At 60.8% G+C, this 17,891-nt stretch carries 29 protein-coding genes and 1 pseudogene; 15 read left to right on the plus strand and 15 right to left on the minus strand.

Going from position 1 to position 17,891, the window contains the following annotated elements:
* Positions 1 to 2 precede the first annotated feature (2 nt).
* The 14 genes and pseudogenes from DMX12_RS13620 to DMX12_RS13675 all read right to left on the minus strand — a co-directional run bounded on the left by DMX12_RS13620 (position 3) and on the right by DMX12_RS13675 (position 8,934).
* On the minus strand, positions 3 to 1,790 hold the full coding sequence (locus tag DMX12_RS13620) for an N-acetylglutaminylglutamine amidotransferase (protein ID WP_110678081.1): 1,788 nt from the start codon (positions 1,788 to 1,790) through the stop codon (positions 3 to 5).
* Between the two features lie 36 nt (positions 1,791 to 1,826).
* Positions 1,827 to 3,017: a site-specific integrase gene (locus DMX12_RS13625; RefSeq protein WP_110678083.1), complete on the minus strand. Its 1,191-nt coding sequence runs from the start codon at positions 3,015 to 3,017 to the stop codon at positions 1,827 to 1,829.
* A 187-nt stretch (positions 3,018 to 3,204) separates the two neighbouring features.
* Complete coding sequence (locus DMX12_RS13630; protein ID WP_110678085.1) at positions 3,205 to 3,732, minus strand: ead/Ea22-like family protein; 528 nt, start codon at positions 3,730 to 3,732, stop codon at positions 3,205 to 3,207.
* Entirely contained in the window at positions 3,729 to 3,863 is a 135-nt protein-coding gene (locus tag DMX12_RS29950) for a hypothetical protein (protein ID WP_256598634.1), read from the minus strand. Before DMX12_RS29950 ends, DMX12_RS13630 begins: the two co-directional genes overlap by 4 nt.
* 2 nt (positions 3,864 to 3,865) lie before the next feature.
* Positions 3,866 to 4,594, minus strand: coding sequence for a metallophosphoesterase (locus tag DMX12_RS13635; RefSeq protein WP_110678087.1), 729 nt, complete (start codon positions 4,592 to 4,594; stop codon positions 3,866 to 3,868).
* A complete protein-coding gene (locus DMX12_RS13640) occupies positions 4,591 to 5,121 on the minus strand; it encodes a hypothetical protein (protein WP_110678089.1) in 531 nt (176 codons plus the stop codon). The genes DMX12_RS13635 and DMX12_RS13640 overlap by 4 nt, the downstream gene beginning before the upstream one ends.
* Complete coding sequence (locus DMX12_RS13645; protein WP_110678092.1) at positions 5,118 to 5,852, minus strand: hypothetical protein; 735 nt, start codon at positions 5,850 to 5,852, stop codon at positions 5,118 to 5,120. Before DMX12_RS13645 ends, DMX12_RS13640 begins: the two co-directional genes overlap by 4 nt.
* Positions 5,849 to 5,992, minus strand: a complete 144-nt coding sequence (locus DMX12_RS29500) for a hypothetical protein (protein ID WP_177411265.1) — start codon at positions 5,990 to 5,992, stop codon at positions 5,849 to 5,851. The genes DMX12_RS13645 and DMX12_RS29500 overlap by 4 nt, the downstream gene beginning before the upstream one ends.
* Positions 5,989 to 6,549, minus strand: a complete 561-nt coding sequence (locus DMX12_RS29955) for a hypothetical protein (RefSeq protein WP_256598637.1) — start codon at positions 6,547 to 6,549, stop codon at positions 5,989 to 5,991. Before DMX12_RS29955 ends, DMX12_RS29500 begins: the two co-directional genes overlap by 4 nt.
* Before the next feature lie 103 nt (positions 6,550 to 6,652).
* Positions 6,653 to 6,853, minus strand: a pseudogene (gene csrA, locus DMX12_RS29960) (carbon storage regulator CsrA); the annotation flags it as partial.
* 46 nt (positions 6,854 to 6,899) lie between these two features.
* Positions 6,900 to 7,103: a hypothetical protein gene (locus tag DMX12_RS13660; protein ID WP_110678095.1), complete on the minus strand. Its 204-nt coding sequence runs from the start codon at positions 7,101 to 7,103 to the stop codon at positions 6,900 to 6,902.
* A complete protein-coding gene (locus DMX12_RS13665) occupies positions 7,100 to 7,543 on the minus strand; it encodes a tellurite resistance TerB family protein (RefSeq protein ID WP_049696641.1) in 444 nt (147 codons plus the stop codon). The genes DMX12_RS13660 and DMX12_RS13665 overlap by 4 nt, the downstream gene beginning before the upstream one ends.
* Positions 7,544 to 7,650: 107 nt before the next feature.
* Entirely contained in the window at positions 7,651 to 8,049 is a 399-nt protein-coding gene (locus DMX12_RS13670) for a LuxR C-terminal-related transcriptional regulator (protein ID WP_110678097.1), read from the minus strand.
* 126 nt (positions 8,050 to 8,175) lie between these two features.
* Positions 8,176 to 8,934, minus strand: a complete 759-nt coding sequence (locus DMX12_RS13675; protein WP_060538389.1) for an XRE family transcriptional regulator — start codon at positions 8,932 to 8,934, stop codon at positions 8,176 to 8,178.
* Positions 8,935 to 9,032: 98 nt separating this feature from the next.
* On the opposite strand from DMX12_RS13675, the gene DMX12_RS13680 reads away from it, so the two are divergent.
* The 15 genes from DMX12_RS13680 to DMX12_RS13750 all read left to right on the plus strand — a co-directional run bounded on the left by DMX12_RS13680 (position 9,033) and on the right by DMX12_RS13750 (position 17,299).
* Positions 9,033 to 9,362, plus strand: coding sequence for a YdaS family helix-turn-helix protein (locus tag DMX12_RS13680; RefSeq protein WP_082423778.1), 330 nt, complete (start codon positions 9,033 to 9,035; stop codon positions 9,360 to 9,362).
* A 139-nt stretch (positions 9,363 to 9,501) separates the two neighbouring features.
* Positions 9,502 to 9,780 (plus strand): hypothetical protein, encoded by a 279-nt coding sequence (locus tag DMX12_RS13685; RefSeq protein ID WP_110678101.1) that lies wholly within the window; start codon positions 9,502 to 9,504, stop codon positions 9,778 to 9,780.
* Positions 9,777 to 10,163, plus strand: a complete 387-nt coding sequence (locus tag DMX12_RS13690; protein WP_110678103.1) for a hypothetical protein — start codon at positions 9,777 to 9,779, stop codon at positions 10,161 to 10,163. The genes DMX12_RS13685 and DMX12_RS13690 overlap by 4 nt, the downstream gene beginning before the upstream one ends.
* Positions 10,160 to 10,450, plus strand: a complete 291-nt coding sequence (locus DMX12_RS13695; protein ID WP_110678105.1) for a hypothetical protein — start codon at positions 10,160 to 10,162, stop codon at positions 10,448 to 10,450. The genes DMX12_RS13690 and DMX12_RS13695 overlap by 4 nt, the downstream gene beginning before the upstream one ends.
* Positions 10,447 to 10,740 carry a hypothetical protein gene (locus tag DMX12_RS13700; RefSeq protein ID WP_110678107.1) on the plus strand — a complete coding sequence of 98 codons (294 nt, stop codon included), beginning with the start codon at positions 10,447 to 10,449 and terminating at the stop codon, positions 10,738 to 10,740. Before DMX12_RS13695 ends, DMX12_RS13700 begins: the two co-directional genes overlap by 4 nt.
* Positions 10,737 to 11,519 (plus strand): ORF6N domain-containing protein, encoded by a 783-nt coding sequence (locus tag DMX12_RS13705; protein ID WP_110678109.1) that lies wholly within the window; start codon positions 10,737 to 10,739, stop codon positions 11,517 to 11,519. Before DMX12_RS13700 ends, DMX12_RS13705 begins: the two co-directional genes overlap by 4 nt.
* Complete coding sequence (locus tag DMX12_RS13710) at positions 11,513 to 12,163, plus strand: hypothetical protein (protein ID WP_064590902.1); 651 nt, start codon at positions 11,513 to 11,515, stop codon at positions 12,161 to 12,163. The genes DMX12_RS13705 and DMX12_RS13710 overlap by 7 nt, the downstream gene beginning before the upstream one ends.
* Positions 12,160 to 12,390, plus strand: a complete 231-nt coding sequence (locus DMX12_RS13715; RefSeq protein ID WP_064590900.1) for a hypothetical protein — start codon at positions 12,160 to 12,162, stop codon at positions 12,388 to 12,390. Before DMX12_RS13710 ends, DMX12_RS13715 begins: the two co-directional genes overlap by 4 nt.
* Complete coding sequence (locus DMX12_RS13720; protein WP_110678112.1) at positions 12,387 to 13,181, plus strand: helix-turn-helix domain-containing protein; 795 nt, start codon at positions 12,387 to 12,389, stop codon at positions 13,179 to 13,181. Before DMX12_RS13715 ends, DMX12_RS13720 begins: the two co-directional genes overlap by 4 nt.
* A 166-nt stretch (positions 13,182 to 13,347) precedes the next feature.
* Positions 13,348 to 13,986, plus strand: a complete 639-nt coding sequence (locus DMX12_RS13725) for an ATP-binding protein (RefSeq protein ID WP_016489228.1) — start codon at positions 13,348 to 13,350, stop codon at positions 13,984 to 13,986.
* Positions 13,983 to 15,395, plus strand: a complete 1,413-nt coding sequence (locus tag DMX12_RS13730; protein ID WP_110678116.1) for a DnaB-like helicase C-terminal domain-containing protein — start codon at positions 13,983 to 13,985, stop codon at positions 15,393 to 15,395. Before DMX12_RS13725 ends, DMX12_RS13730 begins: the two co-directional genes overlap by 4 nt.
* Positions 15,382 to 15,894, plus strand: coding sequence for a hypothetical protein (locus DMX12_RS13735; protein WP_110678117.1), 513 nt, complete (start codon positions 15,382 to 15,384; stop codon positions 15,892 to 15,894). Before DMX12_RS13730 ends, DMX12_RS13735 begins: the two co-directional genes overlap by 14 nt.
* Positions 15,891 to 16,178 (plus strand): hypothetical protein, encoded by a 288-nt coding sequence (locus DMX12_RS13740; protein ID WP_110678119.1) that lies wholly within the window; start codon positions 15,891 to 15,893, stop codon positions 16,176 to 16,178. The genes DMX12_RS13735 and DMX12_RS13740 overlap by 4 nt, the downstream gene beginning before the upstream one ends.
* Positions 16,175 to 16,564 (plus strand): antiterminator Q family protein, encoded by a 390-nt coding sequence (locus DMX12_RS13745; protein WP_064314520.1) that lies wholly within the window; start codon positions 16,175 to 16,177, stop codon positions 16,562 to 16,564. The genes DMX12_RS13740 and DMX12_RS13745 overlap by 4 nt, the downstream gene beginning before the upstream one ends.
* A gap of 225 nt (positions 16,565 to 16,789) precedes the next feature.
* The gene (locus DMX12_RS13750) at positions 16,790 to 17,299 is read left to right on the plus strand and encodes an acyloxyacyl hydrolase (RefSeq protein WP_016489223.1); all 510 of its coding nucleotides are present in this window, start codon (positions 16,790 to 16,792) and stop codon (positions 17,297 to 17,299) included.
* Positions 17,300 to 17,613: 314 nt separating this feature from the next.
* Here the strand turns inward: DMX12_RS13750 and DMX12_RS13755 are convergent, their stop codons facing one another.
* Complete coding sequence (locus DMX12_RS13755; protein ID WP_012313239.1) at positions 17,614 to 17,802, minus strand: hypothetical protein; 189 nt, start codon at positions 17,800 to 17,802, stop codon at positions 17,614 to 17,616.
* Positions 17,803 to 17,891: the final 89 nt, after the last annotated feature.

Consider the following 17,891-nt stretch of genomic DNA (forward strand, 5'->3'; position numbering starts at 1 on the left):
GGTCAGAGTCCTTGTTCGCTCAGCCACAGGTTCAATGCTGCCAGTTGCCATAGCTTGGAACCGCGCAGTGGCGTCAATTGGCCGTGCGGGTTGCTAAGCAGGCGGTCGAGCATGGCTGGGTTGAACAGCCCACGGTCCTGGCTGGGGTCGGTCAGCAGTTCGCGTACCCAACCCAGTGTGGCGCCTTCCAGATGCTTCAGGCCCGGTACCGGGAAGTAGCCCTTCTTGCGGTCGATCACTTCATGCGGGATCACCCGCCGTGCGGCTTGCTTGAGCACCTGTTTACCGCCGTCTGGCAGCTTGAAGCGCGCCGGAACGCGTGCCGACAGCTCTACCAGCCGGTAGTCGAGGAACGGGGTGCGTGCTTCCAGGCCCCAGGCCATGGTCATGTTGTCGACCCGTTTGACGGGGTCGTCGACCAGCATCACGGTGCTGTCCAGGCGCAAGGCCTTGTCCACCGCCTGCGGCGCGCCGGGGCGGGCGAAATGCTCGCGCACGAAATCGCCAGCGGCATCGGTATCCAGCAACCATGGCGCCTGCACGGTATCGCGGTACTCGTCGTGGCTGCGGTCGAAGAAGGCGTTGCGGTACGCCGCGTAGGCATCGTCGGCGCCGTCCACCTGCGGGTACCAGTGGTAGCCGGCGAACAGTTCGTCGGCGCCCTGGCCGCTTTGCACGCCCTTGCAATGCTTGGCCACTTCCCGCGACAGCAGGTAGAAGGCGATGCAGTCGTGGCTGACCATCGGCTCGCTCATGGCGCGGAAGGCGGCAGGCAGCTGGTCGATGATTTCGTGCTCGGCAATGCGCAACTGGTGGTGGCGCGTGCCGTAGTGCCGGGCGATCAGGTCGGAGTACTGGAACTCGTCGCCGCGCTCGCCGCCGGCATCTTCAAAGCCGATGGAGAAGGTCGACAGGTCGTCCACACCAACTTCGCGCAGCAGGCCGACCAGCAGGCTGGAGTCGACACCGCCGGACAGCAGCACGCCCACGTCCACGGCGGCACGCTGGCGGATGGCCACGGCTTCGCGGGTCGCGTCGAGTACGCGGGTGGTCCAGCCTTCCAGGTCCAGCTCACGCTCATCGGCGTTGGGCCCGTATTGCAGTTGCCACCAGGTCTGGCGCTCGATTTCGCCGTGGCGGTCGATACGCATCCAGGTGCCGGCTTCCAGCTTTTGCACGTTCGCCAGCAAGGTGCGCGGTGCCGGCACTACGGCATGGAAGTTGAGGTAGTGGTTGAGCGCCACCGGGTCGAGCATCGGGTCGATGTCGCCGCCCTTGAGCAGCGCTGGCAGGGTCGAGGCAAAACGCAGCCGCTCGCCGTTGCGTGACAGGTACAGCGGCTTTACGCCCAGGCGGTCGCGGGCCAGGAACAGGCGTTGGTTATCGCGTTCCCAGATGGCCAGGGCAAACATGCCGTTGAGTTTCGGCAGTAGCGCCGCACCCCAGGCGTGGTAGCCCTTGAGCAGCACTTCGGTGTCGCCGTCCGACCAGAACTGGTAGCCCAGGGCCTGCAGCTCCTGGCGCAACTCGGGGAAATTGTAGATGGCACCGTTGAACGCCAGGGACAGGCCCAGGGTGTTGTCGACCATGGGCTGCGCCGAGCCGTCGGACAGGTCCATGATTTTCAGGCGGCGGTGGCCGAGGGCTATCGGGCCCTGGCTATGGAAGCCCCAGGCATCCGGGCCGCGTGGGGCCAGGTGATGGGTAATGCGCTCTACCGCCGCCAGGTCGGCTGGGCGTGGCGCTTGGCCGATGGGGGTGAAACGTAACTCTCCTGCTAATCCGCACATACAACGTAGACCCTTTGAGTTTCGGCACTCTTGGCGCTACTGGCTCTTAGCTCGTACCACTTTTGTACCACTTTCCAACATTTTCAGCTTCTCAAGCTCAGCCCAGTCGTTGGGCGAGCTGATCCACTTGGCATAGGTGGAGAGCAGCACCTGCACGCTGTGCCCGAGTTGCGCGGCGATGAATGCCGGGTTCATGCCGGCCATCAGGCACATGGTCGCGTACGTGTGGCGCGTGTCGTACATCCTGCGGCGCTTGATGCCGAGTTTCCGCAGGGTCGCCAGCCAGTAGCGTTTTTGACTCGTCTCGGAGCGAATGAACATCTCCGACCGGTCTCCCGTCCCACTGGGCGCGAACACGTAATCTGAACGAGCCTCGGTGAGCGGTCTGGCTTTTTCGAGCGCATGCATGGCCCGATCGTTCAACAGAACTTTCCTCGAGCGCTTCGTTTTGGTGCGATCCTGGATGACTCCGCGTATCTGGATACGGCACACGTTGGCGGTCCTGGCGCGGCGATCAATCTCGCTCCAGCGCAGAGCCATCACCTCTCCTGGGCGCATGCCGGTGTAGAAACAGAACTCAAAATAGGCGGCGTAAATGGCGGTCATGCCGCTCGTCGTTTCGGTCAGGTGAGCAATGATCGAATCGGCCTCATCCTTGGTGAACGGGTCGACCTCGCGCTTCGGAACCTTCGCGCCGGGAATGGACAGGGCGGGATTTCTGACGATCAGTTCGTCCGCAACTGCCTGCTGGAAGATCGACACGAGGAGCCCCACCACGCCCTTGCGCCGGACAGGGGAGGTCCACTTAATGTCGTTCATGATCTTGCGCAGCTTTACTGAGGTGATCGTGTCGATCGGCATCTCAGCCAGGTAAGGAACCCAGTAGACCTGTAGAGCAGACCTGTAGTTTTTGCGGGTGCCTTCGACGATCTGCAAGCTGTTCAGCCAGTCCTGGGCGTAGTCGAAGAAGATGGGCGCAGTCTGCTCGACGACTGCAACGCTGCGAGTGTTCGGAAACAGCTCGACGTACTTGTCTGGGGTCAAGGCGCCGAGCTTGTCCAGTCCTCTTACTTGAGCACGTAGACTCGCGGCTGCTGCGATCCCTTTCGCGGTCTGAGGGAGGGGGAGCGTCTCGCAGCAACGCTTCTTGTTCCAGGTGAACCGGATTCGGATAGAGCGCCCGACAAGCTCGACTCCGGCCGGCAGGTCCACAGGCTTTCGATCCATTCGTCATATCTCCTTCTGCTGTACATGATCCTGCCGTTGATCTTCATCCACACCCAGCTGGGGATGATGCCTTTCTCGCGCTTGCGTTGAAGCGCCTTCGCTGTGCACCCAACCAACTCGCCCATCCGCTTTTCGGTGACCTTGTCTTGTGCCTGTTCGTCGGGCAGATTCTCTGCTGCTGCCATCGCTACTCCTCCTGATGCGTCAGGTTTTGTTTGTCACGCTGAACTGTCACGTCAGCAGGCCGACGCCGGTCGCGCTGAGCATTCACCGCACGCAGCACCGCACCGACCACCGAACTGATCTTGGCCTTCTGCCGATCGTCCAACTGATCGAAAGGTGTGTCCGCGAAGCTGCTTGCGCGGTGGACCTCGCTGCAAGCCGCCTGGAAGTCGCCGCAGTACAGATGCCCCTCGGCGCTCTTGGCGCGCTGGCGCCAGTAGGCAGCCCGCGCATGCAACGCATCCATCTCCGACAGGAGGGCGAGAACATTTGCCGGATTGGCGCCGGCAATGAAAGCCGCATTGGCCCGGCACTCTTCGTCCGTCTTAACCCGGCAGTTAGCGAATGCCTCCGCGATCATCCCGCTCTTCTCATGTGCAACGTAGGCGTACAGGAGATGGCCGTGCTCATTGATGTACTCACCCTCTGTGACCCACTGGCCACCAGTAGCGGCTTGGGCCAGCGCCCTCAGCTTATCTCGATCTATTTTCATGACATCGCCCACCGACGGTTGAAGTTGGACATGGCCGCATCAGCCAATACTTTCGCCTGATCGTGGCTCAGGCCGCGCGCAAGGCCAGCGGCGTAGCAGCGGCTCCAGTGCTGGCAGCGGAGTTCGTTCATGGTCACGGTCTATCCTCCCAGTCCCAGCTCAGCTTCGGATCAATCGGCGGGTGAGCCTGCAGGGTGTGCAGGTTCAGCAGCGTAAAGTGGCCATCCATCCAGCCGCCGGTGTCGATGTGGTACACGTTGCCCAAGACAGCCGGGCGCCGAACAGGGGTGTGGCCCACCACCACGGCGCGGACGCAGCCAACCCCATGGTGCTGCTCATGGGTGATCCTGCTCCGCGACCACTGAACTGCCTCTTCGACGTTGCGCAGGCCTGGCATATTGCCCTTGGCCCAGTCCTGCAGCATGGTCCAGGTCGGCAGCGGGCAGTCAGCGTGCACGATGCCCACCAACCCCTGCGGCGTCATAACCTCGATGATCAGCGGCAGGTCGGCCAGCAGTTGCACGTAGCAGCCTTGCCCAATTGACGATCTGGCGTAGAGCCAAGCGCCGCCGTTGGCAAGGTGGTCCCCACCTGCACGGCCATCAGGGTCAAGCCGGTAGGCGTCGATGGCCATCTGCTCATGGTTGCCGCGCACCGCATGAAACCATGGCTTGGACAGCCAGGCGTCTACCTGGTCCGACTCAGGCCCACGATCGACCAGGTCGCCCACCGAGAACAGCCGATCAGCGGCAGGATTGAACCCGACCAAGTCCAGGGCGCGTTGCAGTCGGGTGAAGTGGCCGTGGATATCACCAACGGCGAAGTCGCGGCCAGCGGTGTTGATCTGGAAGTGCTTGATCATGTCCGCTCTCCCATCGCCTGCTTCATCAGCAGGTAAGTCTTTGGAGCGCGATTACCCTTGCACCAGTCCAACCCGACTTCATCAAGGAAGCACTTGCAGATCTCGCCCCAGTTGCCGGCCAGCCCTACCCACTGCTCCCCGCGCTGAGCCATCTCGCCCATGCGCGGTTTCCACTCGGGGATCAGCTCAAGCAGCTTGATGCAGCGGTTGAGGTCATCCGGGTCGGCAGGGGCGGCGTAACCATCACGGGCGGGGACGCCAAGCATGTGGTCGTGAATCGCCCGCGATGACATACCTACGTCGCCGTCACGCATCCAGGCAGCGGCCCGCTGCTCGACCGTGGCATCACCGCCAGGCATTGATGTGTCATAGCCAAGCGCGCAGCCAGCAGCCTCAAGCGCCTTGGCGCAAGCCTGTTCGAGCTTCTTCTTGCCCTTGATCTTCCCGTGCATGAAGTCGTTCATGATCGGTGTAATAGCGTCCAGCTGGCGCTGATTAAGCTTGTGACCCTGCAATACAATGCTCATGCCTGACCTCCCGCCAGCGCCGCCAATTCAGCCACCAGCGCATCGGCCCGCCCGTAGAACTTCCCGGCGTCCTCGTTCACGAACCGCTCCAGAACGGTGGCCACTGCCTGCTGATTGGCCAGGCCACGCAAATCGGCGCTGGGCACGGCCGTATCGGTCGACGGAGCGTGGACGAAAGCCTCCTGGCTGATCAGCAAGGTGCGCACCGGCCTGATGCCCTTGCACTTGCTCACCCAGTTCGTATCGGGCACGCACCAGGGCAGCATGTGCAGGCACCAGGCGGTCGCTGCGTTCGACTTTTGGCTGCTGCTCCAGTACTCGCTCAGACTGAATGCCTGGACAGCACCCCTGACTGTATACGACCCGTCGTGACCCCAATCTGGGAACTGCAAGAGATTGCAGCGCAGCACCTGCAGCTCCTCGATCGACGGGATGTGCCAGCCCCAGGTGCCACGGATGTTCATGCCCAGCACCTTGCGGGCGATAGCGCTGCCCTCGGCGGCCATGGCCTGGGTGTTCGCCAAGCCGTCGAAACGCGACGTGGCACCCCGGATGCGTGGGCGTGGGCCTTCCTCCTGCCACCAATGGGCAGCCACTTCGAACTCCCGGCCTGCGTCGATGACTGCGTGCTCAGCACCATCGAAGAAGAGACGGCCGGCGAAGAAGCCGCCGCCCAGGGGCTGGCCGATGGAGGGGAGGGCGGCGGGGTTGATTGATCGGCGCTTGATCATGGCAGTCTCCGGAAATGATCAGCCAGCACCCGGCGCCCATCCAGGCCACAAGCGGCAGACAGGTCGAGCACTTGGCCAAAGGTGGTTTGGCGCTGCTGCAGGGCATCCCACAGCAGCAGAAGCAGGCCGGCCTGGGTCATGGCTGCTGCTCCTGCACTACCTGCTGCTGCATGGCCTGCACGCGCAGTGCGGTGTCGATCTCCTGGTCCAGCTCTTCGCCGGATAGCCAGTTATCGCCACGCACCACCAGCAGGTCTTCATCGGGGTCTTCGATGCGCTCGCGGTCACGCAGCAAGCGGTATCGGCGTGCGTCGGCCACCAGTTTGACGTGCTCGTCGATGCTGAACTCCTTGCAGAATGCCGGCTGGCCTTTCTCCGCCATGTAGCGCATCGCTTCGTTGATGTCGCTGTACTGCAGGTCTCCTTCGACCACAACGTTCCGCAGTGCTACCGACATGAAGTCCAGCACCTGCGCGTCACTCCAAGGCGCATACACGTACGCAGTCCCTTGCGAGCTCGCACCTATCAGGGATTGCTCAAGCTCGGCCTGCAGGTCGCCACCGCTGGCGCCGGCGATCACCGCCAGGCCGCGGCCGATGTACACGTGGGCGCCGAGCTGAGCGAAGGGCAGGATGTGTTCAAGGGTGCCGCCTTCAGGTGCGCGCAGCACCAGGGTGATGCGATCAGGCTGCGTCATGGTTCTTCTCCGGCTGCACCTTCCCCTTGAGCTGCTCAGCTTCTTCTGCCAGCAGCTGGCGCCACTCCGCTTCGGTGCGGTTGGCGTACAGCGGTTCGGGCCGGTGGGGCTCAGGTTGATTTGCCGGCGCCGATTGCTGCAGACCGGCCTGGATGCGCTCGAAGATTTCCTCGCGGTGCACAGCTACGCCTTCCGGCGCTTCGATGCCGAGGCGCACCTGGCTGCCCTTTACGCCCAGCACAGTGACGCTGATGTCATCGTTGATGCGGATGGTTTCGCCTAGGCGGCGGGTGAGGATCAACATGGTCAGAACTCCTTGTGGGGGAGGGCGGCGCTCGCCGCCCTTCCATTCACTGCGTCGTGCGCAGCTCGTTGCGAGGAACCCAGCCGCCTAGCGTCTTCACCAGGCAGCCGACATAGGGCGCAAACTTGGTCTGTCGCTCGGTCTGGTAGCCGTACCACTGGCAGGAACCCCAGTTCACCGCCGCGGTGATTGCCAAGCCGGACAGGGCAAACCCCGCCACGGCGCCCAAGCCGATGTGTTTGCGCTTCACGCCTCGATCCCGAAGTCGGACAGGCGCAGGCCCAGCTCACGGCCGATCTCCGTCAGCACCTTCAGTTCTTCCGGCTCGATCTCGCCATCAGCCTCAGCCACGGTGATCATGTTGACGAACACCTCCTCGGCGTCGGCGGGGTTGTTCTTGATGTCGCGGATCTCGCGCAGGATGTTCAGGCGGCCAACGCGGAAGCCGGCCTGCAGCTGCTCGGTGAAGCGCCCCAGGGTGGCGGTGATCTCGGCGCCGAAGTGCTCGAGGTTTTTGTTGGAGCGAATGAGCTGGTCGATCTTGTCGGTTTCCGACTTCTCGATCTCCCCGTCCGCCGCGGCCACCAAGATGCAGCCACCGACGATGGCCTGCATCAGGTCGCGGTTCTCGACCTTCTTGATTTCTGCCTTGGCGTTGCTGACTTTCTTGCCGAACAATTTGCCGAACATGGGTATTTCCTCTTGGGTTGTTGAAGCTTTTTCCAGGCAAGCCGGTGGCCCGCCGCGTTTGTTGGCTTTCGCAAAAATCAGGTGTGTATCAGGTCAGGCTGGCGGCGTTACGCCACCGCCAAGGCGCACTCAGCGCGCCGGGTTGCTATACGGGTTTCGATCTTCCGCTCACCGCCGTTACCGCCACGTCGAACCCTCAGCATCTGGTCGTCTCCGATCATGCCGTGGATGGCCATGATCAGCGCCAGCGCGGTTGCAGCGGGGCTGATCACGCCACGCTTGAACGCCTCCGCAACCAGGGCGGCACGACGGGTGACACCCCATTTCGTGCCGAGGGCGATCAGTCGCTTCTTGACACCATCCTCGCTGATGCCCAACGTCCGCGCGGCTTCCTTGCCGGAAGCTCCACCAGCGATGGCCAACAGGCATTCCAGCTCGCGAGGAGCAGCGCCATGACCAAGCAAGCCCTGCCAGTTGCCAATGGTGATTGAGGTTGCTGAGGTCATGGTGGCGCTCCTTGCTAATTGGTTATGTGGCAAAGAGTACCAATTGGATAATTTTGGTCAATCTTTTTGGTAAATATTTTTTCCAAAAAAAAGCCCGCTCATCAGCGGGCCCTTTACCGGCAGGGATCAAACCCTGCTTCCACTCCACACAAACACCACCCTTCCTAGGATCTGCACTCGCTCCTCCAAGTCCTCCGGTACTACGATTTCTTTGTACTTTGGGTTGTCGGACACAATCCGTATGCCTGAAACCTCCCGCTGGATTCTCTTTACCAGCAGTGACGTGCTCATGGCTATCAGGTAGACAGCGTCGTAAGAAACCGAATTCACACCCGTATCAATGAGAAGCAGATCACCATGCTTGATTGTGGGCGACATCGATTCGCCCATTCCGGTGATGATTCTGAGGTTCGATATCTCGGTCATGGCTACTGTGCGTCGCAGCCATTCGACCTCAAGGGACATTCTGCTAGCCACCACCTCGGTCTCAGGAGCGAAGCGCCCTGGGCCCATCGAAGCCTCGACATCCATCACTGGGATATCAACATGCCCGCTGTATCTCTCGATCTTTTGGGCCAGGCGAACTGGTATATCCAAGTGAACAGGTGAAATCGAATCTGGGTTGGTCGCCGGGTCCCACGCCCCGCCAGCCTCAAGCTTTGTGAGAGGCATATCAAGGTAGCCAGGATCGACTCCCAGTGATTTCTCAATCTCTCGCGCCATGGTTTCTCCAATGTTCCTTGAGTGGGCGGGATTGTCTGAAAACAGCCTCGAAACGTACGAAGCAGGCTTGCCAATGGCCTCGGCGAGAGAGGACTTGCGTCCGCTGAACATGGTGAGAAGGAGTTTATGAAGGCGATGGCGCCGGATGTCTTTGATTTCCATACCTGAAATGTACCTTTTATTTCCCATGAGGGAAATTACCTTGAATTGGTACATTTTCTGAGTAAGCTAGGACGAAAATGCACCATTAGGTAAATTCAATGAACCTGGCTGACTACCTAGAAACCTTGCCCAGGGGCGGAAAGAAACTACTCGCCTTGCGGCTTGGTGTGACCGCCTCCTATTTGTCTCGCCTCGTCTCAGGTGATCGGTCTGTAACCGCTGAGCGGGCCATCCAAATCGAAGAAGCTACTGACGGGGCTGTTACTCGCTTTGAGCTTCGACCAGACATCCAGTGGGTGATTCCCAAGCGACCCAAGCGTAATGCCAAGTTGCCCACACGGGAAACAAATGTACAGACAGACCCGCGGCAATACAGCCCCACCTACAGGGCTGTTAATCCATCCAGTACTTCGCAGGCCTCCCCATGACGGCCTCGCCAGTCCTGCTTTTGCTGTCCGGCTGACTTTTCTCCGGGCAACAAAAAACCCGCCGTAGGAAGCGGGTTTCTCACGCCACTCTGTAGGAGGAGTGGTTAGTTCGTAACGTCTTTGAATAGGAGACGGCGCTATGGCGCACCCAGAAAATAGCAAAACTCAAAACCCGGCGCAACAACCCAAACCACATTTGGTTGATCTGCGCCATCGCTTCCGCGCCGCCCAAGGCGCTTATGGCATTGCCCGCGTTCTGCTTGAGGACCAGGCTCAGCTTGGCGAAATGCTGTTGTCTCGCGACCGGGAGGATTTGCTCAGTGCTCTCGAGTTCTGCACTCAGGCGCTCTATGCCCATCACGAGTATGCCTATCTAGACGCACTCCCGCATGCCTCAGAGCAAGGCGGTGCCCAATGACAAACTCCGTCGATAAGGTCGAGCTCGACGTGATTTTCACGCACACGTACTACGTGGTGACGATCGCTAAGGAGCCAGGCGCGTTCCGCTTCTCCATGCCCATTATTTGCGACGAGGTCTTGGCGGAAGAGCTTGCCGCCATGCTACGCCTGTCTTTCCCAGGCCAGGAGGTTAAGGCCATCTGGGTTGCTGCAAATCCGCACGAAGACATCGATGAGTGCCGCATCGTCGCCGCGCGCATGGCTGACATGGTCGGCTCCGTTCGTACCGCCGCAGATCCTGGCCATGAGCTGATGTCGCGCCTGGGTTTTTTCGGCAGGTACGAAGGAAGCGCTTCACAAAACCCAAAGTCTACGGTTCGTGGCGCGGGGGGCGGTCAATGAAAACCCTTCAAAACATCGCAAACGATGCCTACGACGACCTGCTGTTGCTCCATGAAAAGCTCGGCGAGTTCAAAACTATGTTCCTGGCTGTGCGTCAATTGCTGTCCGAGCACGACACTGCTGGTCGTTTGGCAGGTATCGGGGCGCAGCAAGCTGAGGAGTGGGCCAGTAACACTGAGGACTGGGCGCGGAAGATGGATGAAAACCTTCGCAGCCTTGAAGCCCAGCAACCCGTCGCGTCACAAAAAACTGCTGTTGCGAAACGTGGCGCAGGAGGTGCGGCATGATGAAGCAAACTGCTCTGGTGCTGGCGCCGGTGTCCGGTGAGATCGTCCACGACGTGACCCTCACCGCAGCTGATATCGCGCGTTTCAACGAAGCGCGCGAATCATTCAAGTTGATCAAAGCCCTGTACTGGGCGCATGTCGTGCCCTCGCTCGGCGGATTCGACAATCCTGTAGCCGGCGAACTTGAGCGCCTGTTTGAGCGCGTCGTCTTCGATACTCGCAATTTCATGTACCCGCACCGTAATGCGGCTGCTTTCCACGAAGCAAAGGACGTGGGAGGTGCTGCATGAACCTGGTCACCATCCACAACACCCAGTTGCCCATCGTCGAATATCGCGGTCAGCGCGTGGTCACCCTGGCGATGATCGATCAGGTACATGGCCGGCCTGAAGGCACTGCCAAGCGCAACTTCACGGAGAACCGCCGGCGGTTTGTTGATGGGCGCCATTGCTTCGAAGTAGGTCGGGACGAAATTCGTACTGACCTTCCTGAGGCAACCTTCAGCCCATACGCACCGAAGGGTGTCCTGATAACCGAGCGTGGCTACCTCATCCTGGTGAAAGCGTTCACCGATGATCTGGCATGGGAGGTTCAGGAGCAGTTGGTGGAGCGGTATTTCAGGCCAGCACCTGCGCCGGCTCCCGCGCTCCCCACCGACTACATCACGGCCTTGGAGCACCTGCTGGCCTCGAAACGTTCGGAGCAGCTGGCGCTCGAGCAGCGTGACCATGCCATCGCCACCAAGGCCGAGATCGGCAGCCGGCGCGAAGCCACGGCCATGGCCACCGCTTCCGCAGCGGTCCGCAAGGTCATGCACCTGGAGAACGAGCTGGGCCGTGGTTGCCAGCACGCCACCGTGACGGCGGTGGAGATGGCCGCCCACCGGAGCTTCGGTGGCCAGGGGTTCCGCCCGCTCAAGAAGTGGTGCGACAGCCACGGGATATCCGCCCCGAAAGTACAAGACCCCCGATTCGGCTGGGTTCGCTCCTGGCCTGCTGCCGCTTGGGCGGCCGTTTACCAAATTGACCTGGCCGAACTGTTCGGCGCTGCTGGAGAACAACCATGCTGAAACTGAACGCTGCGAAAGTCCGCAAGATGGCAGAGATCTGTGCCAAGCCGGATGTTTCTGAAAAGGTGAAGTTCATCCTGATCCAGCACGTAGCTCGCAATGCTGGGCAGCACCGTAAAGAAATTTGGGCTGAGCGCCGGGCTTTCAGCCGTCAAGCCGGCATCTTCGAAGTTGAAATGCCCGGCGCCCCGATGCAGATCGCGGAGCTCAAGCAGCGCGCGAAGGACCATCGACGTGGCGAGCTTGACCAGGTCGATAACTTGCTGGCCGGCATCGGCAGCATGCTTCTGCATGATCGCGGCGAGGCATTCGAGAAGATTGGCCTCTGCACCCTTCTCGATCTCCTTAGCATCAACCCAGTTCACCGGCATGGCTTGGATGTCCGCGATCTCGACCGGGGTCTGGCGGACCTGATCTACGTCGAGCGCCTGGAGAACAGCGCTGACCGTTCCTCTGACCGCTGGGGAGAGGGCGGACCTCTGTTCGAAGCGTGCTTTGCCGCCGTATCCAACTGGCTGAGGACGGCGCCCAAGGAAGACCTGCCTGATCTGTTCGGCCCAGGCTCACCCTTCGCCGACGTCAAGCTCGTTCAGATCGATCCGGTAACGGGTAGCACCGGTCCCTCATCGGAGACCCTTCAATGACCCCGACCCTAAAACCCGACCAGTCGATCCAGCAGCGCGCTGGAGCATTGATCGTGCCGAGTGGATGGCCGTGCTGCGATGTGTTCAAGCTGTTCCCAGAGGGCGCCCGCTGGCAGTTCTACGAGTGGGCAAAACAGCAGCGGGCTTTTCTTGAGAAGCATGGCTGGATTTTTGAGGAGTCGTACGACCAGTACGTGCGCCGCATTTGTGAGGAGCTGGAGTTGTGAGCATCCAATCCATGACCTGGGCGCTCGAGCAGCGCGTGGTCACCGATCCCACGTGCCGGCATGTGCTTCTGTGCCTGGCCAACTACGCCGACAAGAACGGACGTGGGGCGTTTCCATCAGCTTCGAGCCTGTCTGATGACACCGGGCTATCCGAGCGCACCATCCGTTACAAGCTGGACGCCCTGGAGGCCGCTGGGGTTATCCAGCGCGGGAACCAGGCGATAGCTGCTGCGTACATTGATCGCTATGACCGGCGCCCGGTGGTTTACGACATGGTTGAAAATCGGGGTGCACCAGTTGCACCCCGCGATGACGAGGATGCCGAACGGGGTGCAAATGAAGACGCCACGGGGTGCAGCTCACAACAGAACGGGGTGCAAATGAAGACAGAACGGGGTGCACCAGCTGCACCCAATCCGTCATCTATCCGTCAGTTATCCGTCAATAACCCAAAGAAGCGGGCAGGCAAGCCTGCGGGGGAGAAGTCAGCCAAGTTTGATCCTCTGAGCGCGAAGCCTGTGAACGTGTCGGCTGAGACCTGGGCCGACTGGTGCCAGCACCGCAAAGAGATCCGCAAGCCGCTGACCGCAACGAGCTGCAAACAGCAGGCCGAGGATCTGGCCAACCACCCAAACCCCGATGCTGTGATCAAGTTGTCGATCGGCAAGGGGTGGACAGGGCTCTTCCCTGACAGCGCTCTCCCTGCTCGGGCTGGAGAGCAGACCAATGCAAGCGCAGTGCTGCAAGTGCCTGCCCACCACCAGGAGATGTACCCTGATGACTTCATCTAAATTCAGGCCAGCCCCTTTCGAGCAAGCCACCGGCGTTGCTCAATGCGAAGTGCCTGGTCATGGTCAATACGAAGCAAAACAGGTCGAGCAGTTTGATGGCGGGTGGAAGGCAACTGATTGCCCTCGCTGCCGCTGGGAGGCTCTGAACCTCCAATGCGATGCCAGCGTGCGTGACGCTGCGTACGCCGAGAGGGAAGCCGAAGAGCTCAACCGTGACCTGTTCGCCACCGGCATCACGCCGCGCTTCCGGGGCTGCACGTTCGACACCTTCATCACCAACGCCGACTCCGCCAAGGTTCGCGCCCAGTCTATTTGCCGGCGCTACGCCGAGGAGTTTGAAGACCACTACCGGGCTGGGCGCGCACTGATGCTGCTGGGCGAGGTTGGGAACGGTAAAACCCACCTGGCGTGCGCCATCCTTCAGCACGTCGTGCGGGAATACGCAGCCAAGGGCCTGATTGTCACTGCCGAGGCGATCATGCAGGCCGTGACGGACAGCTTCCGCAGCAACGCCGGGCCTTCGAAGTCCGACCTGCTGGCTGAACTGGCTGCAGTCGACCTGCTGGTGATCGATGAGGTCGGCATGCACACGCCGCGTCCAGGCAAGGATTTCATGCCCAGTCTGCTGCATGAGGTGATCGACCGACGTTATCAGCTTGTTCGACCGACGATCCTGATCAGCAACCAGGACCGCGAGCAACTGCCGGCCTTCATTGGGCCGCGGGCCATGGACCGCCTGCGCGAGAACGGCGGCCTACTGGCTCCCTTCACATGGTCGTCAGCGCGTGTTGGAGGGGTTGCATGATCAACCAAGATTATGTGGCTTGCACAAAGGATGTGTCACGGTTGCACAGCCCTGAGTCGGAGCACGCCCTGATCGGCGCCATGATCCACCAGCCAGCGCTCATTGACGACGTGAAGCTTGAGGTCGGGGATTTCTACCAGGCCGACTGCGCGGAGCTGTTTGAGTTGCTGCTGGCGCTCAAAGCGAAGGGGCGGCAGATCGACGTGGTAACCCTGTCAGATGCCAGGCCGACCTTGGCAGACGGCCGTGGCACGCTGGCAGTGGCTGCTCACATCGCTCACAACACGCCGAGCGCAGCAAACTTCGCAGAGTACGCCCGGATCGTGAAGCAGCGGTCTGTGGCCCGCCGGGTGATCGCTGCTGCGCACATCATGTCGGAGCGTCTGAAAGATGGCGACTCGCTGGACGAAGTGCTGGCGCAGGGGCAGCAGGCCTGGATCGCCCTTGAGGCGGAAGGTTTGGATTCCCGCAAGCGGTACCGCTTCGTGGGCGAGATCCTGCCCGAGGCAATCGACGGGATTGACCGCCGGTTCTACCGCGAGGTGGTGCTGGGCTTCGATACCGGGCTGCCATCGCTCGACAAGTTCATTCCCGGCATCTGCGCCGGGCACATGGTCGTCATCGCTGGCGCCCCGGGTAGCGGCAAGACCACCCTGGGCCTGGGTATCGCAGAGCGGGTGGCGTTGGTGGCCAAGTCCACGTCGCTGGTGTTCAGCCTTGAGATGACGGATGTGGAGCTGACAAACCGGTCGCTGGCCTCAGTGGGTAGCGTGCAGTTGAAGCACATCACCGAAGGACATTCGATGGCCGACAGCGACTGGCCAGGCCTGACGGCGGCTGTGAGCAAGCTCGATGGCGCTCCGCTGATCTTCTGTGATGACGCCTCCCTGACGATGCGCGATATCCGTCAGATCTGCCGCACGGTCAAGCGCGAGCATGGCCTGGGCTCCGTCACGCTGGACTACATCGGCCTGGTCAACGGCGAGAGTAAGTCGGCCAGTCGATATGAGCAGGTCACCGACATCAGCAAGTCGATCAAGCGGCTGGCCAAGGAACTGGGAGTGCCCGTGATGGTGCTGGCGCAGTTGAACCGCGGCCCAAACAACCGGGCGAACAAGCGCCCCACGAAGAGCGATCTGCGTGACTCTGGCCAGATCGAGGCCGACGCCGACGTGGTGGTGCTGGTCCACCGAGACAGCGATTCCGAGGAGGGGCAGTCGGGCGTCACTGAACTGATCGTGGACAAGAATCGTCATGGTGAAACCGGCATCTGCCGGGTGCAGCACCAGGGTGCTTATCACCGGTTCGTCGAGCTAGTCGGGTACCAGCCAAGCAACGAAGAAGTCGAAATGGGCAGGACATTTGCCGGCCGCCACCGCACCAAAGGAGCTCAGTATGAAACTTTTTGACCTGTGGCCAGGCCACAAACCACCCGCTCGCACTCCGACCCGGCCCGTCGTATCGGTCACCGTGACCAAGCGCGCTGGTGCCGGGCAGCCTGTTGCCACTGGCAATACCCCGAAACCCGAAGGCGTGCATCAGCGTTTGGTCGGCCCACGCGAGCTGCCAGAGACGCTTGAGGCCTGTGAGGCCCTGCATGAGCAGCTGGTGGCTGACGCTATCCGCCTGGAGCTGTCGCTGGCGCAGGCCGTCGAGCGCGCCATCCAGGGCACGCCATACGACCGAGCCTGGTACAACCGGGCGAAGGCCGCGCTCAAGCACTTGAACCATGACCGCACCCGGCTGCTGTACCGGTGCGGCCAACTGCGCAAGGAGGCCAAGGCGCACGCCCAGCAGAACATGGACCGGGTCATCCTCGATGTGATCAAGGAGTCGCTGCCCGCCGACCAGTTCTTGGGCTATGTGCGAATTGCCGAGGCCCGTGTGGCCCAAGGAGTCGCTCGATGAGCAACGTAACTGCGGCGCTGCCGCGCAAAAGCCTGACCGCCGTTGAGCGCAAGTTCCTCTCAGTCGGAAACCGCATGCTGCTGGACCTACCCAACGGCCGCCTGGCCTCGGCAGCCTTGATGGATATCGTGACTGACTGGCACGCTGCCCGAGCCAACAAGGGGTTCGAAGAGTTCGCGAAGGACTGGATCATCGAGGGCAACGCCAAGAACAAACACGCCCACAAGCTCCTGTGCGAGCTGTTCGGCCTGGATACCGACCCAACGCCCCGGAGGGCTGCATGAAGAAACGAACCTACGCGGACAAGGCGCTGGGCGATACCGAGTACATGCTCGAGCAGTGGGGCTGGTGGCGAATGTGTGAGATGGGAGTGCCACGTTACGTGTCGCCTCTCTACGCACTCATGCGCGACAACGTTCCCAGTGAAGGTGGCATTCGCCAGCATGTGATCACTGACGACCTTGCGCTGATCATCGACGGCGCTGTGGCCAGGCTGACGAAGCGCAATCAGCAGATGGGGGATTTCGTGTGGGCTTACTACGGATCGAAGCACCCAGCCATGCGTGTTGGGAGGGAAGCGGGCATGTCTGAGCGCAAGGCGCGGGAGATCATCAAGGCCGGCGTTGCATGGATCGACTGCGCCCTCGAAGAAATTCGAGAGGCTGCATAAATAGCTCTATGCGGGCGGATAAACACCTGTTTTCATAGCAGCGTGTCCAGCTTGCAACGTTACGCGACACAGACAAACCCCGGCCATCGTGTCGGGGTTTTGTGTTTTTGAGGGGCTTCGATTCAGGTAGCCCTCCAGAAAAAGCATTTTTCTTGTATGAGGGAACGATTTGATAGCGCTATGATTCTGATAGGTTGCTACTCAATAATATGGAAGACCGTGAGTATGAAAAACGTTCTCGCCGTTGTGGCGCTTTCCCTTTTCGCTGCGTCCGCCGGAGCGGCTGAGCTATCCGGAGCGCTTGGCGCGACAGGCCAAGGTGGTCTTACAGCGCGCGTCGGCATTGGCTTTAACTGGGACAAAAGCTGGTTTGAATCCAGTACTGGCCGTCTCACCGGTTATTGGGATGCTGGCTACACCTACTGGGAAGCAGGCGATGCTTCAGGTGGGGCTCACTCGCTGTCCTTTGCGCCAGTTTTCGTTTACGAGTTCGGTAGCGGTAACGTGAAGCCATTCGTTGAGGCTGGCATCGGCCTGGCGGTCTTCTCTGGTACCTCCGCAGGTGACCAGGACTTTGGTTCGGCCTTCAACTTCGAAGACCGCATCGGTGCGGGCTTGAAGATCGGCGAGACGCAGAAGGTTGGCATCCGAGCGATTCACTACTCCAACGCTGGCATTAAGCAGCCCAACGACGGTATCGAGTCGTACTCGCTGTTCTACAGCCACCAGATTTAAAAAAGCACGATCCCTCTTTGCCCGCCCTGTGCGGGCTTTTTTGTGCGGATGACACGCTCAGGCAGCTGGACTAAGTCGGTAGTGGCGTCGATCAAAGCCGTGCGCTCCCTGATCGACTACGCGATGAGAGTCTGGGGTACGTGACCCAGCGATCCAGACCAACAAGCCGGGAAGCGCCGGCCCTCCGCACCCATTCCAAGCCTCGCACCAGCTGGGGCTTTTTCGTATCTGGAGGATGCATGGAAAAGCTACAGCTCGACGTTGAGGTTGAGGGCGCCGCTGACTTCCTGCGCCCTCTGGCTGAAACGCTCAGGTCACTTGAACATTTTCCCGAGCTGCCGCTGCAGGTCCTTCGTGACCTTGTCGCCCACAGCCTTCATGAGCTTCCCGTAAGTCTCGACAGCACCGCATTTGCCGCAGGTGACCTTCGAGTTGTCGTTCGGCCTAGCCGGAACCTCGAACTTGTCACTGCCGCACTTGGCGCACTTGAGGGTTACCTTCATCGTTTTTCGCTCCGTGAAACGTCTTGTGTGGAAGCTCGACAGTAGTACGGGGCCACCTTTCGCATGTCTAGGGCTCGCCATTCAGGTGG

Origin of the sequence: Pseudomonas sp. MB-090624 (assembly GCF_003205245.1) — a bacterium.
Lineage (GTDB): Bacteria > Pseudomonadota > Gammaproteobacteria > Pseudomonadales > Pseudomonadaceae > Aquipseudomonas > Aquipseudomonas juntendi.

Bases quoted from the DNA above. Each gene is read 5' to 3' on its own strand.
- DMX12_RS13620 (WP_110678081.1), bottom strand. From the start codon at position 1,790: ATGTGCGGATTAGCAGGAGAGTTACGTTTCACCCCCATCGGCCAAGCG.
- DMX12_RS13625 (WP_110678083.1), bottom strand. From the start codon at position 3,017: ATGGATCGAAAGCCTGTGGACCTGCCGGCCGGAGTCGAGCTTGTCGGG.
- DMX12_RS13630 (WP_110678085.1), bottom strand. From the start codon at position 3,732: ATGAAAATAGATCGAGATAAGCTGAGGGCGCTGGCCCAAGCCGCTACT.
- DMX12_RS29950 (WP_256598634.1), bottom strand. From the start codon at position 3,863: ATGAACGAACTCCGCTGCCAGCACTGGAGCCGCTGCTACGCCGCTGGC.
- DMX12_RS13635 (WP_110678087.1), bottom strand. From the start codon at position 4,594: ATGATCAAGCACTTCCAGATCAACACCGCTGGCCGCGACTTCGCCGTT.
- DMX12_RS13640 (WP_110678089.1), bottom strand. From the start codon at position 5,121: ATGAGCATTGTATTGCAGGGTCACAAGCTTAATCAGCGCCAGCTGGAC.
- DMX12_RS13645 (WP_110678092.1), bottom strand. From the start codon at position 5,852: ATGATCAAGCGCCGATCAATCAACCCCGCCGCCCTCCCCTCCATCGGC.
- DMX12_RS29500 (WP_177411265.1), bottom strand. From the start codon at position 5,992: ATGACCCAGGCCGGCCTGCTTCTGCTGCTGTGGGATGCCCTGCAGCAG.
- DMX12_RS29955 (WP_256598637.1), bottom strand. From the start codon at position 6,549: ATGACGCAGCCTGATCGCATCACCCTGGTGCTGCGCGCACCTGAAGGC.
- DMX12_RS13665 (WP_049696641.1), bottom strand. From the start codon at position 7,543: ATGTTCGGCAAATTGTTCGGCAAGAAAGTCAGCAACGCCAAGGCAGAA.
- DMX12_RS13670 (WP_110678097.1), bottom strand. From the start codon at position 8,049: ATGACCTCAGCAACCTCAATCACCATTGGCAACTGGCAGGGCTTGCTT.
- DMX12_RS13675 (WP_060538389.1), bottom strand. From the start codon at position 8,934: ATGGAAATCAAAGACATCCGGCGCCATCGCCTTCATAAACTCCTTCTC.
- DMX12_RS13680 (WP_082423778.1), top strand. From the start codon at position 9,033: ATGAACCTGGCTGACTACCTAGAAACCTTGCCCAGGGGCGGAAAGAAA.
- DMX12_RS13685 (WP_110678101.1), top strand. From the start codon at position 9,502: ATGGCGCACCCAGAAAATAGCAAAACTCAAAACCCGGCGCAACAACCC.
- DMX12_RS13690 (WP_110678103.1), top strand. From the start codon at position 9,777: ATGACAAACTCCGTCGATAAGGTCGAGCTCGACGTGATTTTCACGCAC.
- DMX12_RS13695 (WP_110678105.1), top strand. From the start codon at position 10,160: ATGAAAACCCTTCAAAACATCGCAAACGATGCCTACGACGACCTGCTG.
- DMX12_RS13700 (WP_110678107.1), top strand. From the start codon at position 10,447: ATGATGAAGCAAACTGCTCTGGTGCTGGCGCCGGTGTCCGGTGAGATC.
- DMX12_RS13705 (WP_110678109.1), top strand. From the start codon at position 10,737: ATGAACCTGGTCACCATCCACAACACCCAGTTGCCCATCGTCGAATAT.
- DMX12_RS13710 (WP_064590902.1), top strand. From the start codon at position 11,513: ATGCTGAAACTGAACGCTGCGAAAGTCCGCAAGATGGCAGAGATCTGT.
- DMX12_RS13715 (WP_064590900.1), top strand. From the start codon at position 12,160: ATGACCCCGACCCTAAAACCCGACCAGTCGATCCAGCAGCGCGCTGGA.
- DMX12_RS13730 (WP_110678116.1), top strand. From the start codon at position 13,983: ATGATCAACCAAGATTATGTGGCTTGCACAAAGGATGTGTCACGGTTG.
- DMX12_RS13735 (WP_110678117.1), top strand. From the start codon at position 15,382: ATGAAACTTTTTGACCTGTGGCCAGGCCACAAACCACCCGCTCGCACT.
- DMX12_RS13740 (WP_110678119.1), top strand. From the start codon at position 15,891: ATGAGCAACGTAACTGCGGCGCTGCCGCGCAAAAGCCTGACCGCCGTT.
- DMX12_RS13745 (WP_064314520.1), top strand. From the start codon at position 16,175: ATGAAGAAACGAACCTACGCGGACAAGGCGCTGGGCGATACCGAGTAC.
- DMX12_RS13750 (WP_016489223.1), top strand. From the start codon at position 16,790: ATGAAAAACGTTCTCGCCGTTGTGGCGCTTTCCCTTTTCGCTGCGTCC.
- DMX12_RS13755 (WP_012313239.1), bottom strand. From the start codon at position 17,802: ATGAAGGTAACCCTCAAGTGCGCCAAGTGCGGCAGTGACAAGTTCGAG.